General features: G+C 54.9%; 14 protein-coding genes. 2 read left to right on the top strand and 12 right to left on the bottom strand.

The features are described 5' to 3' along the window. Positions 1 to 48: 48 nt before the first annotated feature. Together IEY52_RS00635 and IEY52_RS00630 are read left to right on the top strand one after the other, a co-directional pair. A complete protein-coding gene (locus IEY52_RS00635; RefSeq protein WP_188998267.1) occupies positions 49 to 2,409 on the top strand; it encodes a tetratricopeptide repeat protein in 2,361 nt (786 codons plus the stop codon). A 149-nt stretch (positions 2,410 to 2,558) separates the two neighbouring features. Next, positions 2,559 to 4,364: an ABC transporter ATP-binding protein gene (locus IEY52_RS00630; RefSeq protein WP_188998265.1), complete on the top strand. Its 1,806-nt coding sequence runs from the start codon at positions 2,559 to 2,561 to the stop codon at positions 4,362 to 4,364. A 121-nt stretch (positions 4,365 to 4,485) separates the two neighbouring features. Here IEY52_RS00630 and IEY52_RS00625 read toward each other — a convergent pair whose 3' ends face one another. The 12 genes from IEY52_RS00625 to IEY52_RS00570 all read right to left on the bottom strand — a co-directional run bounded on the left by IEY52_RS00625 (position 4,486) and on the right by IEY52_RS00570 (position 20,229). Next, entirely contained in the window at positions 4,486 to 6,897 is a 2,412-nt protein-coding gene (locus IEY52_RS00625; protein WP_188998262.1) for a CBS domain-containing protein, read from the bottom strand. Positions 6,898 to 6,963: 66 nt separating this feature from the next. Then, positions 6,964 to 8,604, bottom strand: a complete 1,641-nt coding sequence (locus tag IEY52_RS00620) for a hypothetical protein (protein ID WP_188998250.1) — start codon at positions 8,602 to 8,604, stop codon at positions 6,964 to 6,966. Between the two features lie 7 nt (positions 8,605 to 8,611). After that, positions 8,612 to 9,871, bottom strand: a complete 1,260-nt coding sequence (locus IEY52_RS00615; protein ID WP_188998248.1) for a hypothetical protein — start codon at positions 9,869 to 9,871, stop codon at positions 8,612 to 8,614. Positions 9,872 to 9,877: 6 nt separating this feature from the next. Further along, positions 9,878 to 11,554, bottom strand: coding sequence for a hypothetical protein (locus IEY52_RS00610; protein WP_188998245.1), 1,677 nt, complete (start codon positions 11,552 to 11,554; stop codon positions 9,878 to 9,880). Positions 11,555 to 11,560: 6 nt separating this feature from the next. Next, positions 11,561 to 13,234 (bottom strand): hypothetical protein, encoded by a 1,674-nt coding sequence (locus IEY52_RS00605; protein WP_188998242.1) that lies wholly within the window; start codon positions 13,232 to 13,234, stop codon positions 11,561 to 11,563. Positions 13,235 to 13,463: 229 nt separating this feature from the next. Then, positions 13,464 to 14,081, bottom strand: coding sequence for a LysE/ArgO family amino acid transporter (locus IEY52_RS00600; RefSeq protein WP_188998239.1), 618 nt, complete (start codon positions 14,079 to 14,081; stop codon positions 13,464 to 13,466). Positions 14,082 to 14,189: 108 nt separating this feature from the next. Beyond that, positions 14,190 to 14,576, bottom strand: a complete 387-nt coding sequence (locus IEY52_RS00595; RefSeq protein ID WP_188998237.1) for a hypothetical protein — start codon at positions 14,574 to 14,576, stop codon at positions 14,190 to 14,192. After that, positions 14,563 to 15,342: a type III pantothenate kinase gene (locus IEY52_RS00590; RefSeq protein ID WP_188998235.1), complete on the bottom strand. Its 780-nt coding sequence runs from the start codon at positions 15,340 to 15,342 to the stop codon at positions 14,563 to 14,565. The genes IEY52_RS00595 and IEY52_RS00590 overlap by 14 nt, the downstream gene beginning before the upstream one ends. 47 nt (positions 15,343 to 15,389) lie before the next feature. Further along, the gene (locus tag IEY52_RS00585) at positions 15,390 to 16,529 is read right to left on the bottom strand and encodes an HSP90 family protein (RefSeq protein WP_188998232.1); all 1,140 of its coding nucleotides are present in this window, start codon (positions 16,527 to 16,529) and stop codon (positions 15,390 to 15,392) included. Between the two features lie 99 nt (positions 16,530 to 16,628). Next, positions 16,629 to 16,889, bottom strand: coding sequence for a hypothetical protein (locus tag IEY52_RS00580; protein ID WP_188998229.1), 261 nt, complete (start codon positions 16,887 to 16,889; stop codon positions 16,629 to 16,631). 424 nt (positions 16,890 to 17,313) lie between these two features. Then, positions 17,314 to 18,414 carry a hypothetical protein gene (locus IEY52_RS00575; protein WP_188998227.1) on the bottom strand — a complete coding sequence of 367 codons (1,101 nt, stop codon included), beginning with the start codon at positions 18,412 to 18,414 and terminating at the stop codon, positions 17,314 to 17,316. 21 nt (positions 18,415 to 18,435) lie between these two features. Beyond that, on the bottom strand, positions 18,436 to 20,229 hold the full coding sequence (locus IEY52_RS00570; RefSeq protein WP_188998224.1) for an HSP90 family protein: 1,794 nt from the start codon (positions 20,227 to 20,229) through the stop codon (positions 18,436 to 18,438). Positions 20,230 to 20,392: the final 163 nt, after the last annotated feature.

Genomic DNA, 20,392 nt, shown 5'->3' with positions numbered 1-20,392 from the left:
TCAGCAAAAGCTTCATTTTTCTGGTTCCAGACACGCTAAAGTAAAAGCATGAAGTTTTACCGCTCCATTGCCCTCTTGTTTGTGCTGGTGGTTTCCATGTCTCACGCCACACCCTATCAGGATGCCCAGAAAGCCTACCGCAACCAGGAATTTCAGAAAGCTGTGGATTTGCTGCAGCAGCAACTGAAAACCACCCCCAAAGATCAGGATGTTCGCATTTTGCTGGCTTTTGCCTATTACCAGCTCAAAAAATACACCGAGGCCCTGAATGCCTTGCAAGGTGTGGACCTCAAAGACCCTGATGCTGCGTATGTGAAAGCGCTCATTCTGGCCCGCACTGGAAAAACCGAAGAGGCCAGATTGTTGTTGCAAAGCACCCTCAAGGCACACCCGGAGCGCAAAGACATTGCAGAGGAATACAAGAAGTACCCTGCCGCCATCTCAGAGAAGGACCTTCCTGCCTACAAAAAGCCTGCCAAACTGGTGATGCCCTACACCCTCAGTGCCAGAGGGTTTCAGACGGCTGCTGGTCAATTCATAGAAGTCAAAGGGGTGAATTTCGGGGTGGCACTGCCTGGAAAATTCCCCTCGGAATTCCCGGACAAACCTTATTATCAGCAGTGGCTGAAGATGGTGGGGGAGATGCACGGCAACGTGGTGCGGGCCTACACCATCCTGCCGCCCAGCTTTTATGAAGCCCTCTATGAACACAACCAGAGCCACAAGCAGGACCCCATTTATTTGATTCACGGGGTCTGGACCGAGCTCCCCGAAGACGACAACTTCCAGGGGGCCTTCGAGGAGCAGTTTTACAGAGAAGCCACCCACGTGATCAATGTGATTCACGGACGTGCTGCCATACAGCCTGTTCCGGGACACGCTTCTGGGCTTTACACCAGAGATGTCAGCCCCTACCTGCTGGGGATCATCATTGGTCGCGAGTGGGAACCTTACTCGGTGATTGCCTTTCACGACATGGCCCCCAACTTCACCGCTTATCAGGGTCGTTTCCTGACCGCAGAGAACGTGCAGCCCATGGAAGCCTGGCTGACCCGCATCATGGACCGCATCATTGCTTATCAGGTGGACACCTACAACCAGCAAACCCCCATGGCCTTCACCAACTGGCCCACCCTGGATCCCCTCACCCACATCACCGAAACCACCCGCGATGAGGAAAATGCCATCCGCAAAAAACTCGGAGAGCAATTCGAGAAATCCCTGGTCAACGAGTTCAACAACGATGAGGTGGGTCTGGATGCCAAAAAGATCCACTCCACCAGTGCCTTCAAAGCAGGTCAGTTCGCCTCCTACCACGCTTACCCTTACTACCCGGATTTCATGAACCTGGACGGTGGATACAGCCAGCACCCGGTGTCCAACTACCAGGGCTACCTGGAAGACCTGAAAAAACACTATGGAGACATGCCCATCCTGATTTCCGAAATCGGGGTGCCCAGCAGCCGCAGTGTGGCCCACTTCCAGAATCAGGGTTTCACCCACGGAGGCCACAGCGAGGCCGAACAGGCCCGCATAGATGTGGAGCTGTTCAAAGAAATCAAAGATGCGGGTCTGGCCGGAGGCATCCTCTTTGCCCTGCTGGATGAGTGGTTCAAGCGCAACTGGCTGTACATGGATTTTGAACTTCCGGCAGAGCACAACCCCAGGTGGCTGAACGTGATGGATGCAGAGCAAAACTATGGTGTGGTCGCTGCCGAAGATGCCCGTGAAGTGCCCCTGTGTTCTCCCGCCCCCAGCACAGCCATCACACTGGACGGTCAGAAGGGCCTGAAAGCCCGGGTGACCTCTGCCTATTTGCATTTCTGGCTGCCCACCACCGGAGACACCAGCTTTGAGCTGAACACCCACCCTGCAGAAGGCTACGAATATCAGGTGCTGATCAAACCGAAAGACATCACAGAGGTCAGGGTCAACGCTGCATATGCGCCCTTTCTGGACGTGCAGGATGGCAGTTACCGCACGCTGGTTTTCAACCGCACGGCAAAACCAAAACCCGGAGCGGAATATGTGCCCATCGTTTCCCAGCCCAACCGGTTGCGCTTCTCCAGGGATGAAAAGCTGTACCCCAGAAAACTGGATTTCCCGGGCATCCTGAAACCCGGCAATGAAAGCACTGGACGGGATGCCACCCGGGATTACTGTGTTGCAGAGAAATACACCCATGTGCGCCTGCCCTGGACCCTGATCAACTTCACGGACCCCAGCAGCCGTTATGTGCTGGACCTCACCACAGATCAGGGTTACGTGCAGGTTCCTGGCATCAAAGTGTCCTGGGATGGCAAAGTGTACGACCTGACCTGGGACACCTGGGAGCAGCCTCCTTTCAAACTGCGCATCAAACCTGTGTTTAACAGCCTGCAGGACTTCTGGAAACCTGCCAGCAAATGAGCAGAAAAATCATTCTGGGTTGTCTTTGATGATGCAAGCATAACACGCCCCAGACCCAGCATCGGGCTTCTGTATATTCAATGCAGAAGCCCTTTTTGATTGTGTTATCTTTTGTTTCCCAATCCCTGTTTGCAATGCTGGAGGCCAGAATGAACATCAAAGGTTACGCCCAACAAAGCCGCCTGTTTTACAGATCATATGCCCTGATTTTCAAGTCCATGCCCAGAGAAGCCGCCCTGCTGGTGGTCCTGATGGTGTTGCAAGGCCTGCTGCCAGCCCTGCAAACCTGGCTTTCCAAAATCACCCTGGATGTGCTGTTTCACCTGCCCACCCAGAACTTTGAACCACTGATCTGGGTGCTGGTGTGGTGGGGCAGCAGTGTCTTGCTGGGTCAGGTGCTGGAACCCTGGATCAATTACCTGGTGGCCCACATGAACGAGCACACCACCGCCTTCATCAACCAGCAACTGGTGCGCAAAGCCCACGGTTTTCAGGGGCTGCAACCTTTTGAGAACAGCGTGTTCTACCAGGACCTGGAAGTGCTGAACAGGCTTTCCAGCAGCCGCCCCCTGAACCTGCTGGTCGCCACCATCAACTGGGTGCGTTTGCTGGTGACCCTGACCGGCCTGCTGTTTCTGGTGGGGACATTGGTCTGGTGGATGCCCTTTTTACTGGTGGCCTGCAGCCTCCCGGGGGTCTTCAAGAACACAGCGTTGCGGGCTTCGGGCTGGAAGGGCCTGATGTCCACACGCAAGGAAGCCCTGGAAATCAATTACTTTCGGGGACTCCTGACCCAGGAGTCCAGTGCCAGGGAAATCCGCATCTACAACCTGGGGCCCCATTTTGAACACCGTCTGATGGGGGCTTTTCAGGCTTTGCAGCAGGTGATGGGCAAAGAACGCCTGAAATTGGCCCGTGAACCCATCCTGACCTTGCTGCTCAGCACTGCAGGAGGCGTTTTCAGTTTTGGATATGTGCTTTTGCTGGCTGCATCTCAAAAAGTCACCGCCGGTAGCATCGTGGTTGTGGTGCAGGCCCTCGGTCAGATCCAGAGCCTGCTGGACAGCTTCACCATTTACCACAGCCTGCTGAAAGAGCACATCCTGTATTTCGAGAAGCTCTTTTACTTTCTGGATTTTCAGGAACCGCTGGTCTTGCCTCAAAACCCCCAGCACATCTCAGGCACCTTGCAAGAAGGCATCCAGTTTGAAAACGTCAGCTTCTCTTACCCCGATGGCCGCCAGATCCTGAGAGACCTGACTTTCACCCTCAAAGCTGGAGAAACCGTGGCCCTGGTGGGGGAGAACGGGGCAGGAAAAAGCACCCTGATCAAACTGCTGTGTCGCTTTTATGACCCCACCACGGGCACCATCCGGGTGGACGGAACTGACCTCAGAACCCTGGATGTGCAGGACTGGAGAAGCAGAATGGGAGCGGTCTTTCAGGATTTTGGCAAATACCACCTGAGCGTGCAGGACAACATCTTGCTGGGGGATTTGCAGAAACAGGATTTGCAAGGCGCAGAACAGGCCGCCTCGAAGAGCGGCTTTAAATTCGAGGTGCTGCCCCAGGGCTTGCAGACCCTGCTGGGAAAATCCTTCGGAGGAACGGAACTCTCCGGGGGCCAGTGGCAGAAACTCGCCATTGCAAGGGCTTTTTATCGCAATCCCCAGATCCTGATTCTGGACGAGCCCACCGCCGCCATTGACCCCAAATCCGAACATGACCTTTATGAACAATTTGCTGCACTGGCAAAAGGCAAAACCGTGCTGCTGGTCACCCACCGTCTGGCCTCGGTGCAGATGGCAGACCGCATTCTGGTGCTCAAAGGCGGCCACCTGATCGAGCAGGGGACCCATGCAGAACTGCTGCATCTGGGCGGAGAATACGCCACCATGTTCAGGCTGCAGGCCAAATACTACCAATTGGCAGAGGAGGAGGCGATTGGGGCGTGAGGCTTCGCCTTGCCGAGAGCTGAGGGCCAAGGGCCGAGTGCAAAAGACAGAAGACAGGTGTTGTGCAGTTCAGGGCTGTGCGGTTTTGTTTTGAACGACCATTCAGGCGTTCAGGAAGCTTTTAGCCCTCGGCATCTCTCCCATCCCGAATCCACCTCCTCGCCACTTCCAGTTCTTCCTCAAAACCGCTCACTTCTTCCTGCTGCCTCAAAACCTTCAGGTGTTCCAGCAGTTCTCCCAATGCAGATCCTGGTTTCATGCCCAGGTCCAGCAGGTCCTTGCCGGTGACCTGACGGGGAGGGGTGAGTTTCGCCACCTCATAAGCTCTGGCCTGATCCGGGTTGAGCAGGCACCAGTACAGGAATTCCCAGTCGCTCATGCGCAGGAAGTCCTCGGGTCCAGCCAGATCCGCCACTTCGCGGGTGCGTTTGGGGATCTGCCAGATGCGGGCCACTTGCTTGCGCTGTTCTGGGGCAAAGGAATGCAACCACAGGGCCATCAGGGTTTCGGTGGGCACATGTTCCCCTTTGCGGCGGGCTTCATCGGCCCGTTTTAAGGCGGTGAGGTCCCCAAATCCGTACAGTTCCCCGGCCCCCCACTCTTGCAGCATCTCAAAAACCGCTCCGGGGGTGCGCTCCTGAAACACCAGCAGCAGCTCGTTTTTCAGGCGTTTGAAGGCCATTTCTGCATGTGGAAGGGCATCAGAGATGGTGCTGAGGGTGCGTTCCTCCAGGCGGAAACCCAGACGCACAGCCAGCCTTGCTCCGCGCACAATGCGGCTGGGGTCTTCCAGAAAACTCAGGGGGTGCAGCACCCGCAGCACCTCTGCCTGCAAATCTGAAAGTCCATCGTGCTGGTCTATGAATTTGACTTCCGGGGTCAGTTGCAGGGCCAGCGCATTCACCGTGAAATCCCGTCTGGCGAGGTCCTGTTCCAGGGTGCCTTTCATCACGGTGGGGGCTGCTCCTGGGGCAGTGTAGTACTCGTCTCTGGCCTGAATCAGGTCCAGGTGATTGCCGTTGGGCAGGGTCAGGGTGGCATTGCCATACTGGGGGTAGCATTTGAAATCCAGACCGCTCTGCTGTGCCACTTCGATGACATCCACACCACTGACCACCACATCCAGATCGGTGGGGTGTTTGCCCAGCAAAGCGTCCCTGACTGCACCTCCCACCAGCATGATCCGGGCGGTTGAGGGGGCATTTTCCCGCACCGTTTCGATCATTTCCCAGTCCTGCATTTGCAGGTGCCCCAGGACCTTCTCGGTGAGGTCGGGTTTGGGGGGGGCCTCTCCCAGCAAATCCGAACGGGTCAGGATGCCCAGCAGGTGACCGCCTTTGACCACCGGGAGCCTGCCCACCGAATGTTTGCGGATCAGTTCGGTGGCGTGGCCCAGCGGTTCATCGGGTTCAATGGAAATCACCCTTCTGGACATCACACTCTTGACTGGAGCATTTTGCAGCCCGTGTCGCATGGCCCGGTCCAGGTCCCTTCTGGACACCATCCCGACCAGTTTCCCTTCGTGCAGTACAGGTGCCCCGTTGTGCCCGATCTTGACCAGTTCCACAATCGCTTCATTGATTTTCAGGCTGTCTGATAGGGTGCGCACGTCTCTGGTCATGCGGTCCTGAACCAGGATGGGTTTCTCCTGCCATGCCGTGCATTCCAGCACCTTTCTGTAAGCTTCTTCAGGCGGCAGATCCACACGGGCACTGGCGGCCTGCTTGTGCCCTCCTCCTCCAAGGTCCTGCAAAATGCGGGCCACATTGGGGCCGCGCTGTCTGGCCCGGGCCACCACATCGGTGCGCTCTCCATCCTGCAAGAACAGAAACACGGCATCTGCTCCGGTCAGGCTGATCAGGCGCATGGCCAGGCCCGCTCCGGGAATGCGGTCTTCAGGCTGCAGGATTTTTAAAATCACCCGAAACGCTCCGATGTCCTGCCAGCCCGGATTTTTCAGCAACTCAGCCAGGATGTTCAGGGCCTCGGGGTCAAAGAACTGACGGGTGATTTCCCGCACCACCCGCAAATCTGCAAACTGCGAAAGGTAAGCTGCAGCCTGAAAATCTTCTCTGGTGGTGTTGCCGTTCTGGAAAAAATCGGTGTCTGCCTCCAGACCTGCCAGGGCAAGGGTGGCCTCCGGGTTGGTCAGTTCGATGCCTTCCTGCTGGATCCTGCGGGTCAGCAAGGTGGCGCAGGACCCCACAAGCTGATAATGGCCGGGAGGCACTTCCCCTTCGGTGGGATGGTGGTCGTACACCAGCACCGGCACTTTGCGGGCCACCTCGGCGTACTCTCCCAGCCTTCCCAGGTCGTGGGTGTCCACCACTATCAGGGATTCGATCTCCTCGTCGGGCAGGTCTTCCGGGGTCAGGATGCCCAGCGCGTCCTTGAACAGGATGAAAGCCGTGCGCTCACTGCCGTCCAGACCCCCATGCAGCACAGGGATGGCATCCGGGTGAAGTTTGCGGGCCAGGGCAAGGCTGGCAATGGCATCCAGATCGGCGTTGTCGTGGGCAAGAATCAGACGCATGGCCCTGAGCATACGGCTTTTGGGGTCAGGCTGTCAGCAAGGATGTGCTGCATTTGATTGCAGCTTTCAATCGCTGGGAATCCAGTAGGTGAGGCCATCAATCACCACCTGGTCTTTCTTGCTGCCCGGAAAGAAGAACAGTTTGCGCACCACCTTGCCACTGAGGGTTTTCAGTTGCAGGGTGTACCCGTCCAGGGTGTAGGTGCCTGCCAGATCGTTGTTGGGGTTGTTGTTGTCTGAACCGCCTCCAGCAGCGCCATTTGGGGTGCCTGCTGCAAAAGAACTGATGGTGCCATCCTGGTTGGTGTAACTGGTGGAATAACCCGAGTAACCCGGCATTCCCCCGGCGAACAGGCTGGAACTGGAGCTGATGGCAAAACCTCCCTTGCTGTCAAAGTGGTAATACTCCTTGTAAACCGACCCCCCCGTGACCATGTTGCTGTTGTTGGAGAGGTACAGGAAACTGCCCTGAATTTTTTCCCCTTTGGCAGCAGGTTTGACGGGAGTGCCTTCCAGTTTGCGCCACTCTTTACCATCCAGATACACGATGTCTTCTCCCTGGCGTTTCCATTTGAACCAGGTTTTGGGCTCATTTTTGCGGCTGGCGGGCACATCCAGATCTGCCGGAGAGACCACCAGATGGCTGTACATCCAGCCGTCTTTCAGCAGCAGATTGAAGTCCTCGATGTAATCGTAGAGCATGCTGTTGTAGTTGTATTGCTGCCGGTAATGCAGGTAGATGGCTTCAATCTGGTTCATTTGCAGCCCTTTGCCTGGGGCGGTGTACCACTTAAAGCGTCTGGCCTCTGCCTCCTCGGCTTCCTTCTCGGCTTGCTTTCTGGCTTCCTCTGCAGGGGAGATCTCCTGGTTTTTTCCAGCGAGCACACAGGTGGTGGGTGAAATGCCCATATTGGACATGATGTTCCCAACGTTGTTCTTGTCGAGATAATACAGGGTGAATTCCTCAGGGCGGTAATCGGAATTGTAGAGGTTGTGCAGCACACTGATGTCAATCTGGCCGGTTTTGGGATTGTACTGGTAATTTCCGGTGTCGTCACCCAGGCGCCATTCGCCGTTGGCATACATGCTCACGGAATAATGACCGGGTTCGATGCTGGAGAAATGCTGGGTGCATTTGTAGGTGCCTTCTTGCACTTTCCCTCCAAGTTTTGCCCCTGCAGGAAGTTCCCCAGCGTAATTCAGCTGGGCTCTGTTGGATTCATACAGGCCCACCACATTCCCCAGCACTTTCCCTGCCTGGGCTGCATATTTGTCCAGCAAGCTCTGGTCCTGGCTGCTGACCATCAGGGCCACCTGTCCCCGTCCTTCTCCAGCAGGAAAAGCGGTGTAAAGGAGGGTCAGGGTCTGGCCTCTGGCCTGCACCGCCACCGAACCCAGCAGCAAGGTGCTCTGGTCTTGCACTTCCCCTTGCTGCAGCACCTTGCCGTATTTTGCGCTGTTCTGCTGCATGAAATTTTTCAGGTAAACCTGCAGGTCTTTGCCCTGCAAATCCACATCCCGGTAAACAACCAGCTGAAACACCTGCTGTCCCTGCAAACCAGAAGGTTGCAAAATCCACTGGTTGCCGTCCTGTTTGGCCTGCCAGCCTTCGGGCAACTTGATGGGCTCAGCGATGCCGATGGATGAGCCCATCAGCAAGGTGCAGAAAAGCAATTTCAGAGCTGTGTTCAAAGTTCTTTTTGACATGGTTCTCCTACTCGTTGCTGGATGGAAAGTAAGTGGCTTTCTCGATGAAAATTTCATCTTTCTTGCTGCTGGTGAAGAAAAACAGTTTTCTTTGCACCGCGCCACTCTTGAGGTGCAGTTCCAGCGTGTAGCCATTCAGGGTGTAAGTGCCGTAGAGGTCAGGGTTGGTTTTCTGGCTGCTGGAGGAGGTGGAAACCCCCGACCCGGTGCTGACCCCTCCACTTGACCCCTCTTTGTTGCTCTGGGAATACCCCGAAACCGTGGATCCTGAGCTGGAAGCAAATTCGGCATTCCTGGCGATCTCAAAAGTCCCTTTTGCACTGAACAGGTAGTGTTCTTCCCGGATGCTGCCCCCATAAAAAGCACTGGCGTTGTTCTGAATGGCCTCAAAATCGCCCTGGATTTTCTCGCCTTTTCTGGCTGGGACCACCAGTTTTGATTTCAATTCTTGCCATTTCTGGGTTTTCTGGTCCAGAAAAAGCAGCTTCTGACCAGTGGTTTTCCACTTCGTCCACTGTTCAGGTTCGTTTTTGCGGCTGGCTTTGAGGTCCAGATCCTCTGGTGGAACCTGTAAACCCAGATAGGCCGTTCCATCTTTCAACAGCAGGGCCAGATGCTCTTTGTATTCGTACAGCAGGCTCAGACCGTTGAATTCTGGAACATAAGTGAGGTAGAGGCCTTTGATTTCGCTGGTCTGAAGGCCTTTCCCTGGTCTGGTGGTCCACTGGAAGGGCTTTTCCTCAGGTTCATTTTTTGAGGTTTCTTCTTGAGGGGTCTGCTGGGCTTTTTGCTCTGATGGAGGGGTTCTGGCATTCAGTTCTTCGATCAGGCCAGAGAGCACCTCTGAGGTGGCTGAACTGTACTTTCCAGCCACCTCGGCATCGTTTCCGGTCTGGACCAGCATCACCTGACCCCATCCCGAATCAGATTGCACACCAAAATACATCAGGTTTTCGGTTTTGCTCTGGTTTTGCACCATGCCAGAGCCGACCAGAATGCCTTTCTGGTTTGAAACCTGCACCTTCTGGGTGACTTTGCCACGCTTTGCTGCATCCTCAGCCACAAATGTCTGCATCCAGTCCTGCAAATCTTTTCCCTGCAGGGAAAAAGCTGGAAACACCGTAATGCTGTAAAGCTCACCAGCTTGCAGGTTTGCAGGTTGCAGAATGACCTGCTGGTTTTGCTGCTGTTTTTGCCACCCTGCAGGCACTGGAGCAGCCAGGGCCAGAGAGAACAGCAGGAGAATGGTAACGCTTTGAAGTTTCATGGAGCCTCACTCGTAGCGGTCAGAGGGGTAATAAGAGGCATCCTCAATCCAGAAGTCCTCTTTTTTGTCGTCGAAGAAAAAGAACAGCTTGCGCACCACCTGACCATTGCCCAGCTTGAGTTGCAGTGTGTAGCCATTTAAGGTGTAACTGCCTGCCATGTCCGGGTTGGGGGTCTGGTTGTTGTGCTGCACGCTGCTGACCACGGTTGGCCCCTCTCCGTTGATGTTGCCTCCTGCATATCCAGTGCTCCCTGAACTGCCTTCTCTGTCCCTGAAGGATGCAGAGGACACCGATTCCCCATTGATGGACTGCAGGTTTCCCGTGGAGAACAGGCTGGAGGTGCTGATCTCAAATTTCCCTTTTGCATCGAAAGTGAAGAAGGTGCTGGAAGTGGTCCCGCCCAGCACAAAGTTGTAGGAGCTTTTCATGTGCTTGAATTCTCCATTCAACTTCTCGTTGTTTTTGGCAGGAAACACGGGATCTGCCTCAAAGCCTGTCCATTTGTTTTTGACCAGCAACAGGATGTTTTTCCCGGTTTTTTTCCATTTGGTCCACTGTTCAGGCTCGTTTTTGCGGCTGGTCTGCAGGTCCAGATCCTCAGGCGGAACCCTGAGGCCCAGATAGGCCGTTCCGTCTTTCAGCAGCAGGGCCAGATGGGGAACAGGCAGGGTCAGCAGGGTTCTGGGATCGTATTCGTTCTCGTAATGGATCACCAGGGCTTCCATCTGGCTGGCCTGCACCCCTTTCCCTGGAGCCGTCACCCATTTGAAACGGTTCTTTTCTGCTTCCTGGCGTTTCTCTTCTGCGGCCTGAGCGGTGGGAGAGGGTATGGTGTTTTCCCCTGCATACAGGCAGGTGGTTTTCCAGATCCCCAGACCATAATCGTTCTCTGCGTAAATCACAGACCTGCTGTTTCTGTCCCGGTAGTGCACCGACAAATCGTCTCCATCTGCAGAGTTGACCAGATCGTATAGCACATCAATGTCAATCCGGCCTGTCTGGGACTGGTATTTGAAATTCCCGGTGGAATCCTTGCCCACCCGGTATTCCCCGTTTTCATAGAGCTGCAGGGTGTAGGTGTTTTTGTCTCCATCGGTGAACAGCTTGGTGCAAGTGTAGGCACCGAAGTCCAGTTTGCCGCCCGGCTTGGCTCCTGCAGGCAAATTGAAGCCTGTAGATGTTCCAGACACCATAGGATCTGGAGGGTTCTGGTTTTGCCTGACTGCAGTGGCAATCAGATCGGGCAGCACTTTCCCATAAGCCTGACCCAAGGAAGCATCTGGACTGGACACCATCAGAAACACCTGGGCCTGATCTTCCCCTGTGCCCACCACCGCATAAATCAGTACCAGAGGCTGGTTTTGCACCATCACCCCGGTGGAGCCCACCAGAAAGCCTTCCTCCTGCTGGAAACTGAGGGGTTGAATGCTTTTCCCCAGTGCACTGCTGCTTTTCTGGATGAACGATTTTCCCCACGTTTGCAGGTCCTTCCCGTTCAGTGAGGTGGTTGGAAACACCTGCAGCAGAAACACCTGGTCTTTTTTGAGGCCATTTGGAACCAGGGTCCACACCTCCTCGGTCTGGGTGGCACTCCAACCTGAAGGGACTTCGGGTTTTGGGGCTGCCAGCACAGGATTTCCCAGCAGCATGCAAAGCAGAGGAACCAACGCATGTTTTTTCATGGAGGGTCAGTCCTTTCTGGTGGTGTTGTAAAGGGTGTCTTCAATCCACACGTCTTCTTTTTTGCTGTCAAAGAAGAAGAACAGTTTGCGCACCACCTTGCCATTTCCCAGTTTGAGTTGCAGGGTGTAGCCATTCAGGGTGTAGGTGCCTGCTTTTTCAGGGTTGCCCTGCTTGCTCTGGTTCTGGGTGGTCACCACCGCTGCAGGACCGCCTCCCATGCCGTCCCCTCCACCTGCTGTGCCTACAGTGCTCTGGGTGCCGTCTTTGTCAGAGGTGCTGCTGGCCGAACTGCTGAACCCGTTGTTGGCCTGAATGATTCCTGTGCTGGACAGTGTGGAATTGCTGATCTCAAACTTACCCTTGCCATCAAACAGGTAATAGGTGGTCCAGGTGGTGCCGCCCAGACCCGCCTGATAGGAACTGGCGATGTTCTTGAAACTGTCTTGCAGCTTCTCGTTTTTCTGGGCCGGAACGACCTTGAAGCTTCCAATGTCATTCCATTTCTGGCCTTCCTGCAGCAGGATGTTTTTGCCGTTTTTCTTCCATCTGGTCCAGTTTTTGGGCTCATTCTTGCGGCTGGCCTGGATGTCCAGGTCTTCTGGCGGAACCCTCAGTCCGGTGTAAGCGGTGCCGTCTTTCAGAACCAGGGCCAGTTCGGGCATCTGCATCACCATGTTGTTGAGGGGATTGACCTTGAGTTCGTAGTGCAGGAACAGTCCTTCCATCTGGCTGGGCTGCACGCCTTTCCCTGGAGCGGTCACCCATTTGAAGCGCCGCTCTTCTTCTCGTTTTTTGCGGTCCTCGGCTTCTTGCTGGCTGGGGGAGGGCACCGTGTTCTTTCCTGCATAAAGGCAGGTGGTTTTCCAGACCCCCAGACCGTAATCCTCCTCTGCATATATCACGGGTTTGTTGTTTTTGGCCCGGTAATACACCGAAAATTCCGTTTCGTCGTAACTGGAGTTGTAGAGGTCATGGGTCACGCTGATGTCAATTTTTCCGTTCCTGGCATCGTATTTGAATTCGCCCGTGTCGTCTTCACCCAGGGCATACTCACCATTTTCGTAGAGTCTGACGCTGAATTTGATGGTTGTTCCAGTGTCCAGAGGTTTCTGACAGCTGTAGGTGCCATAATCCAGCTTGCCTCCCAGTTTTGCCCCTGCTGGCAAGTTGAAGGCAGCATTTGATGTTGCTTCTGGATGATATTCCTTGAGGGCAGCAGCCACCAATCTGGAAAAGGTGGGGCCGTAAGTGCTGCTGAGGGTTTTGTCCAGACTGGACTCCATCAGGAAGATCTGGCCGTGTCCTTCTTTTGCCAGAATGCCTGCGTAGAGCAGGATGTGTTGCTGGTCGCCAGCCTGGATGCCCATCGAGCCCACCAGCATCTGGTCCTGCTGTTCCAGGTCGGAGAGGGGAGAGATCACCTGTCCTCTTTTGGCACTGTCTTTCTGAATGAAGGCGTTCATCCAGCTTTGCAGGGTCTGGTTTTTGAGTGCTGTGACCGGAAAAACCACCACTTTGAAGCTCTGGTTCTGCCCCAGCTTTTTGGGGACCAGTGTCCAGGTTTCTCCTTGCTGTGAAACATTCCAGTCAGGGAAGTCTTGCTGTGCCAGGGCCACTGACCCCAGCAAGAGTGTGGTGGTCACAGCAATCCAGGTCTTTTTGAAAGATGAAGCGAACAAAAGCACCTCCAGGGTATGTCAATTGGCCTGAAAGTACCATGCAGCAAAAGGAACTTCGGTGTCAGATTTGTAAGGAGAATGAAAAGATTTTGAGTCCTGTTCTCATCTGGAGAAAATCAGAGGTCATGGTGGACTTAAAACCTGTCTGTAAAACAATTCTGTTGAACGCCTCCAATCAGAATTGTTCATAAATCAGGGATTTCACTGAGTCAAAATTACTCGGTCAAAATCAGTGGGTCAGAACCAGTGAAACAGCAATGCCCAGCATCACCAGGCCAATGAGCACATCCAGAACCCGCCAAGTGATGGGCTTCCGAAACAGGGGAGCGAGAAAGCCCGACAGGTAAGCCAGGGCAAAGAACCACACAAAAGACGCCACGATGCTGCCAGCAGCAAAAGTCCAGCGCTGGCCTGCCCTGTACTGCCCGGAGATGCTGCCAATCAAAACCACCGTGTCCAGAATGGCATGCGGATTGAGCAAACTGAACCCGACACTGGTCAGAATGGCGGCCCTGACCGTGAGCTTCTGGGCCTTCTGGGTGCTGTCCAGCGTTGCAGGTTGCAGGGCAGAACGAAAACTCTTGAAGCTGAACCACAGCAGAAACAGGGCCCCCCCCCACATGGCAAGGCCTTTGAGCAGGGGAACGCTGGAAATCAGGGTGCCCACCCCCAGTGCTCCCAGGGTGATCAACAAAGCATCTCCCAGAGCACTGGTGAAGGCAATCCAGAAGGGTTGCTGCCTTGCCAGCCCCTGACGGAGCACAAAAGCATTCTGTGCCCCGATCGCCAGAATCAGGCTGAACCCCAGCATCAGGCCTTTCAGGAAAAAAGCTGTTTCAAATGGCATTGTGCCAGACACTCCATCAGACATTGTGCCCATGACATTACAGCATATGGGTTCTGTTTTCCCCGATTGGGACAGGCCTTGCAATTGCAGGCTTGCCCATGAAGCTGTTTAAAGGACAATGCCAAGAGGCTTCATTTCCAGACGCAGGCGGTGAAAGAAGTCTTCCAGCATGCGGGCCATTTCCCGCTCTGAAAAATTGCGCTCACAAAGCTGGTAGCCGTCATCCTCTGTGCGGGTCAGGAAGGTCCAGGCGGTTTTCTGGGTCAGGAACACCAAACCCAGCACCAGAGGCGGTGCATAAACATCATCGGTGACCATGTGGCTTTTCTGCTGGTAAAAATCGCTGATGAACCAGTTCCTGAGGCCAAAAATGTTGTACATGTACAGGCGCGGCTCTGAAAAAAGCAGCACCTCCCCATCGAAAATCTGCAGGTCGATGTTCATGTAACCTGCTTCTGCATGGTTCGGGTAAAGCCTGTATTCAATTCTGAGCATGTTCACGCCAGATGTTGATCAGGCCCTTGATGGTCACATCATCGTCGTACACATCGATGTTGCGGCACAATCCCTTCAGGGTGCGGGCAAAACCCCCGGTGGCCACCACAATGGGCTTTTCGGGCATTTCTTCGGAAAGGCGGCGGATCATGCCGTCCACCATCTCCACATACCCGTACACCAGACCCGACTGAATGGCCTCCGGGGTGGTGCGACCGATGGCAGTTGGAGGTGCCACCAGAGGCACACGGGGCAACTTGGCGGTCTTGTTGAACAGCGCATCTGCCGCCGTGGAGGGACCCGGAGCAATCACCCCACCCATGAACCTTCTGGGGGACTGAATCGCATCGAAGGTGCTGGCCGTTCCGAAATCCACAATGATGGCGTATCTGCCTTCTGGCACATGCTCCCACACCCCGAACATGTTGACCAGACGGTCTGCACCCACCGTGGTGGGGTCTTTCAGGTCGATTTGCACATTCAGGTTGTGGTGCCCCACCTCGTACACCGGAATGCCCCAGTAATCCTGCAAGGCCAGCATGATGTTCTGACCCACCGGAGGGGCCACGCTGGAAATGATGGCACTGTGCGGCTCGGGGGTTCTGGCAAGGTCCAGCAAACTGCGGATCATCAGGGCGTAATTGTCGGGCAAAGCATCCCGGTCTGTGCGGATCCTGAAACTGCGAATGGGGGTGCCATCCGACTGCAGCAGGCCCAGCACGGTGCTGGTGTTTCCCACATCAATGGCAAGCAAGGGAATGTTCACGGGTGTATTTTAACAGGGACAGGATCCACCATCAGCCGTCAGGATCCTCAATTCAAATTCCGGTACCTGCTGGCCTGCAATCCCCAGGTGACCAGACTTTGCAGCCCGCCAGCGAGCAAATCCATCTCATGGTCGGAAATGGGGTGCCTGCCCAGCAACACGGCTTGCAGGTAAATCATCCTGAGGCTTTCTTGCATCACGGCCAGGTCCTGCACTTCCAGCAAGGATTGCACCAGTGGGCTGTCAAAATTCAGGAACAGTCTGGCCTGGGGTGCCTGCTCCTGCTCGATCAGTTGTTCAATCACTTCGGTCCAGAGGGGGCTCAGGTGGGTGCGGTTCTTCTGAAAGTGCTGGTGGTGCTTGTAGGCTTCGCTGGCGACCAGCAGGGCAGGCTGCGAGGCGGGTTTGAAGCTGCGCATGTCGATGGTGAGCTGAAATTCCTGCAGCACCTGTCTTGCGTTTTCCAGCAGGTGTTCCAGGCTGGGGTGCTCAATCATTGGCAAATGGGTGGCGTACCCTGCGGCGTCCATCAGTTCCACGCTGGAATCTGGATAGAGCTTTGCATACAGGGTGAGCAGTTCGGTGTCTCTGGGATAAGAGGCATTGATGATGAAGTGCTCCTGTGCGCGTGCCACCTGTTCCACCTGGCGGTACTGGTCCGGGTGGGGAATGAAGCGCAGGTACCCGGTGTGCTTCAGGTATTCCTGCAAATTCAGGTTTCCACGGGTGGTTTCAAACACAAAATGGTGGATCAGCAGTCGGTACAGGGTTTCGTCTTCCAGGGCCAGGGTTTTCAGGCCTGCATCGTGCAGTTGCAGCAACTCATGCAGGGTTTCCGGGTCCTGATGGGCCAGGTTTTGCAGGTAAGCCAGGATCTGTTGCTCAATGTGCTGTGCATCCAGCAGGGGTTCTGGTCCTTCACAGAGCAGGATGTGCATGCAGAAACTCCATTCTGGCAGCGGACTGGGAACCTGCACGGCCCTGGAACCCGGATGAACGCTGTAGGGCAGGATGAACACCAGACCTGCAGGTGTGCCAGACGGATGTTTCAATTCGATCAGGTCGAAGGGCAACAGGCCCAGCACCTCTTCTCCATGCAGCATCAGGGCATCTCTGCGGTGCTGTTCGCTGGGATAAAGGCGGTTGAGCAAAGTTTGCAGGTGGTGTTGCCCATCAGAAGCTGTCATGGATGGTTCAAGTATAGCTTCTCCAGAAGACCATTCCAGAAGACCAGCAAAAAAAGAAGCACCTCGTGAGGAGGTGCGTTCCTGGCTGGATGGTGAGGGTCAGGCAACGCTCTGGGACGTTGAACGGGGACCACTGGTGCAGGTGAGCATGAACCAGCCACTCTCCTGGTGTTCGCTGACCATGGCGGTGATGAAGCCATGTTCGCAGTGCACTTCCACAAAGGGATCGTGTGCAGAGCCAAAGAAGGCATCTTTCAGGGTGACCACATCGCTGGTGGGCAGTTCGCTTTCACGAATGAAAATCACTTGACGAGGGGGTGTGAGAGCACCGACATTTACGGCTTTTTTAAGAACTTTCATCTCATCCTCCTTCAGAACAGAAGTGGAGTTGGGTTGTGGTGGAAGTCGCAGTCTTCTGGAACTGTAGTTTCATTGTAGCCTAAAAAATCAAAATCAGATGAATAAATTTTCATGAACTGGGTTTAACCATTGCCTTGGTTTTGCCCACCTGCAAGGGATTTGTGCGCTTGAAAAACAATGTTACATTTCTGGTAGATTCAGGAGAAATTCAGTTATTTGTTTGAAAATTTCTTTTTCTGGTCTGGTCACGAGTCCAGAAAAGCGCAATACCGTTTTCAATTCAGGAAACCACAAATCCGAAAAAGCGCTCACGAAAACAACGGCAAAAAGTGCTCGGGGATACGGTTTCCCTGAGCACTTGACTTCAGAAACTGCGGTTTCAGATGTTTTGGGACTGCAGAACATCCCTTTCAGATGGGACAGATCACACCAGAAATGCACGACGTTCCGAGGCGGCCCGGGTTGTCCATTGCTGGACCAGATCCTGAAAACGGGCTGTGCCATTGCGCTGATCGTACTGGTGGGCCAGATCGCTGGCTTCCTGCAAGAGTCCAATGGCAAGTTGCTGTGGATCATACGTACCAGAAAGCTCAAAACCCCGGAAGTGTGTGGGGAAAGGAAGCTGCAAGCCTGTGCGGGTCTCAGAGAGCACCTGGAAAAGCACTGCACCAGACAGCACATAATCAAAACGGTCCAGCGGATCGCGGGTGGTGTAACCCAGCTGAAAGTGGTCCATCCACAGCCTCAAAGCCGCATCCAGGTTCTCGGTCAGGACCAGAAACTGCACGTGCTCTGCAATGGTGGGAATGAAGTTGCGGTCCCCTCTGGCCCGGGTGACCCCTTCCAGATGGTACTGCCGCGCCTCTTCCAGACGCCCCAGTTTGAACAGCGGATACAGCAGGCTGCCGTAAGTCACGGTGGGCACGTTGTGGCACTTGCGGTCGCTGCGCAGGATCTCCTCGCCCAGACGCACGCTGCTCACAAAATCCTCTCTGGCCTCGTAGTAGCCCATCACCTTGTTCTTCTCGCACACCTCGCAGTCGCTCAGTTCATCTCTGGGGATCCTGCGCCACGCCAGAAAAGCCTGCTCTGCAGCCTTCATGTCCCCGATGTGCAGGGCCAGACGCAGAGACTGGTAAGCGTGGTAGTGGGTGCCTGCCCCCAGCTTCTGGGAACGGCGCTCAAAATCCTCCTGCAACTGGTAGGCCCGCTGCAAAGAGAAATTCGGGTAGGCGAAAATCGAATGCAGGATCCACTTGTAGGCCCACATCAGGTGCCTCTCCTGATGCCTGAACAGTTCACGGTTCCTGTCGAACACCCCGATCAGCCAGGCAAAATGCACCAGGGCCTTGTTGGGATGCCCCGAAAATGTTGCGGCATGCACCAGTTCACTGCGGGTGCGAAATCCAGCCTCGATGTCACGCTGGGTGTCTGCCAGACGCACGGCCCTTTCCCAGAAAGGCAGGCTTTCCTCTTCGCTGCCCTGAGCTTCGGCCAGTTCAATCAATTCTTCAATGGTTTCCATGTGTTCCATTTCAAAAACCCCTCAATTCAGCATCCGGTCTGCCCTGAGGCCCCAGAACATCATTTCCTGCAAACCCTCGGTGAGGAGGGTCAGTTCTTCCTGCCTGAGCGGGTGGTGGCCCAGCAAATGGGCCTGCACGTACAGCATCTGCACCAGACGGCGCACCACTTTGGGGTTTTCGGCATGCAGCATGCTCTGGACCAGGGCATTGTTGAAGTTCAGGTGCAAGTGGGCCACCCGCTGGGAACGCAGTTCAGAAGCGTAATCCTCCAGCACATCCGACCACAGATCATCACTGACCTCCTGGGCCTGCTCCACATCACCCAGTTCCTGATGCACCTCGCTGACAATGAACAGTGCAGGCAGGGAATCCGGAATGAACTTCTTCACGGTGATCTGGCATTCCAGGTCTTTCAGGGCATCCTGGGCCAGCAGCAGGAAGTTCTGCAACCCCTCGGACTGCACCTCTTCCAGGGTGTGGGCGTAGGTGGTGGCATCAATTTCTTCTGTTGCCACATCGAACATGGCCGTGTACTTGCGCAGGATGGGAACGTCGTAGGTGTACACGGCATTGATCACGCTGTGCCCGTAAGCAGAAGCAACCTGGGCAATCTGCCGGAACTGGTCCAGGTTGGTGACATAACGGATCACGGGGTTGTGCTGCAAATACTCTGCCAGCGTCATGCGCCCGGTGCTGGTCTCAAAAGAGAAGCTGTGCACCAGCAGTTTGTAAAACTCATCGTTGTCCACAGACAGGGCACGCATGGGGAGGTAATGCAGTTGCAGCAGTTTCCGCAAACCCTCATGATCGTGCTGGGTGAGGTGCCTGAGCCAGGCCTGCATCTGGCTGTTCAGCTCTGCACGGGCCTCGGTCAGCAGTTCATCTTCATAGAAAGACTCTCTGGACGCAGTGGGATGCAGCCCCTGCACATTCAGGAAGCAGCGCACAAAGAAAGCCCACTCTGGCAGCAGGTTCTCAATCTGTGAGCCCAGCAGCATGTTCTTCAGGTACACCCGGTGCCACTGCCTGGAGTTGGCCTGGGTGCTGTAAGGCAGCACAAAAGCCACCCCACTCACCCCACCCGCAGAGGTTTTGAGAGGAAAGCAATCCAGAGCGTCCAGATTGAGGCGCTCTCTGGCATAGGCCAGCACCTGCTCCTTCAGGGCAGGATCGCCTGTCTCTGCATAAATGGTCCAGGGAATGTTCCCGGAATTGACCTGGATCTGCTCCTCGCCGCTGGACAGCTGAATGGGATAAGGCAAAATCTCGCCATACCCGAACAGGTCCTCCTGCAGGTTCTCAAACTCAAAGAGGTAATCAAAATCCTCACGGGCCTCCAGAATCACCCTTGTGCCCACCTCGGGAGCCTCGGTGGTGGTGGCAATTTCATAGGTGCCGTCTGGCTGGGCAATCCAGCAGGCAGCAGGACCCCCCTTGCTGGACTGGGTGTACACCCGGATTTCACTGGACACCATGAAGCAAGACAGCAAACCAATTCCGAACTGCCCCAGGTAAGATTCACGGGCTTCAGAAATGCGCTTGCTGGAACGGCCAATGGTGGCCAGAAATTCGTGAATTTCATTCTCAGTCAGGCCAATGCCATTGTCCTCGAAGATCAGACGGCGGGTTTCTCCGTCCTGCACCACTTCAACCCGGATGTTCGGCTCAAAGCGCTCTCCGTTGTTCTTGCGGGCGGTGATGGCATCCACGGCATTCTGCAAGAGTTCACGCACAAACACACTGGGATCGGAATAAAGGTGATTGGACAGCAAATCAATGATGCCCTTCAGGTCAATCTTAAAACTATGCACCATGCCTTGCATTTTAGCCTGAAACAGAACAGGTGGCATCCAGCATATGGCGCATGGTGGGATAGGCGTTGGGGCAGATGGGGATTTGCAGAAGGCAGAAATTTGTGACCGCGACTGTAGGGGCGAGGCGTGCCTCGCCCAACGCGAGGAATCTCCAGCTGCAAAA

This window comes from Deinococcus roseus (assembly GCF_014646895.1).
GTDB lineage: Bacteria > Deinococcota > Deinococci > Deinococcales > Deinococcaceae > Deinococcus_C > Deinococcus_C roseus.
This window is presented reverse-complemented; position numbering and strand designations above follow the sequence as displayed.

Bases quoted from the DNA above. Each gene is read 5' to 3' on its own strand.
- IEY52_RS00575 (WP_188998227.1), bottom strand. From the start codon at position 18,414: ATGGAAACCATTGAAGAATTGATTGAACTGGCCGAAGCTCAGGGCAGC.
- IEY52_RS00570 (WP_188998224.1), bottom strand. From the start codon at position 20,229: ATGGTGCATAGTTTTAAGATTGACCTGAAGGGCATCATTGATTTGCTG.
- IEY52_RS00620 (WP_188998250.1), bottom strand. From the start codon at position 8,604: ATGTCAAAAAGAACTTTGAACACAGCTCTGAAATTGCTTTTCTGCACC.
- IEY52_RS00585 (WP_188998232.1), bottom strand. From the start codon at position 16,529: ATGACAGCTTCTGATGGGCAACACCACCTGCAAACTTTGCTCAACCGC.
- IEY52_RS00615 (WP_188998248.1), bottom strand. From the start codon at position 9,871: ATGAAACTTCAAAGCGTTACCATTCTCCTGCTGTTCTCTCTGGCCCTG.
- IEY52_RS00610 (WP_188998245.1), bottom strand. From the start codon at position 11,554: ATGAAAAAACATGCGTTGGTTCCTCTGCTTTGCATGCTGCTGGGAAAT.
- IEY52_RS00630 (WP_188998265.1), top strand. From the start codon at position 2,559: ATGAACATCAAAGGTTACGCCCAACAAAGCCGCCTGTTTTACAGATCA.
- IEY52_RS00635 (WP_188998267.1), top strand. From the start codon at position 49: ATGAAGTTTTACCGCTCCATTGCCCTCTTGTTTGTGCTGGTGGTTTCC.
- IEY52_RS00600 (WP_188998239.1), bottom strand. From the start codon at position 14,081: ATGCCATTTGAAACAGCTTTTTTCCTGAAAGGCCTGATGCTGGGGTTC.
- IEY52_RS00625 (WP_188998262.1), bottom strand. From the start codon at position 6,897: ATGCGTCTGATTCTTGCCCACGACAACGCCGATCTGGATGCCATTGCC.
- IEY52_RS00595 (WP_188998237.1), bottom strand. From the start codon at position 14,576: ATGCTCAGAATTGAATACAGGCTTTACCCGAACCATGCAGAAGCAGGT.
- IEY52_RS00580 (WP_188998229.1), bottom strand. From the start codon at position 16,889: ATGAAAGTTCTTAAAAAAGCCGTAAATGTCGGTGCTCTCACACCCCCT.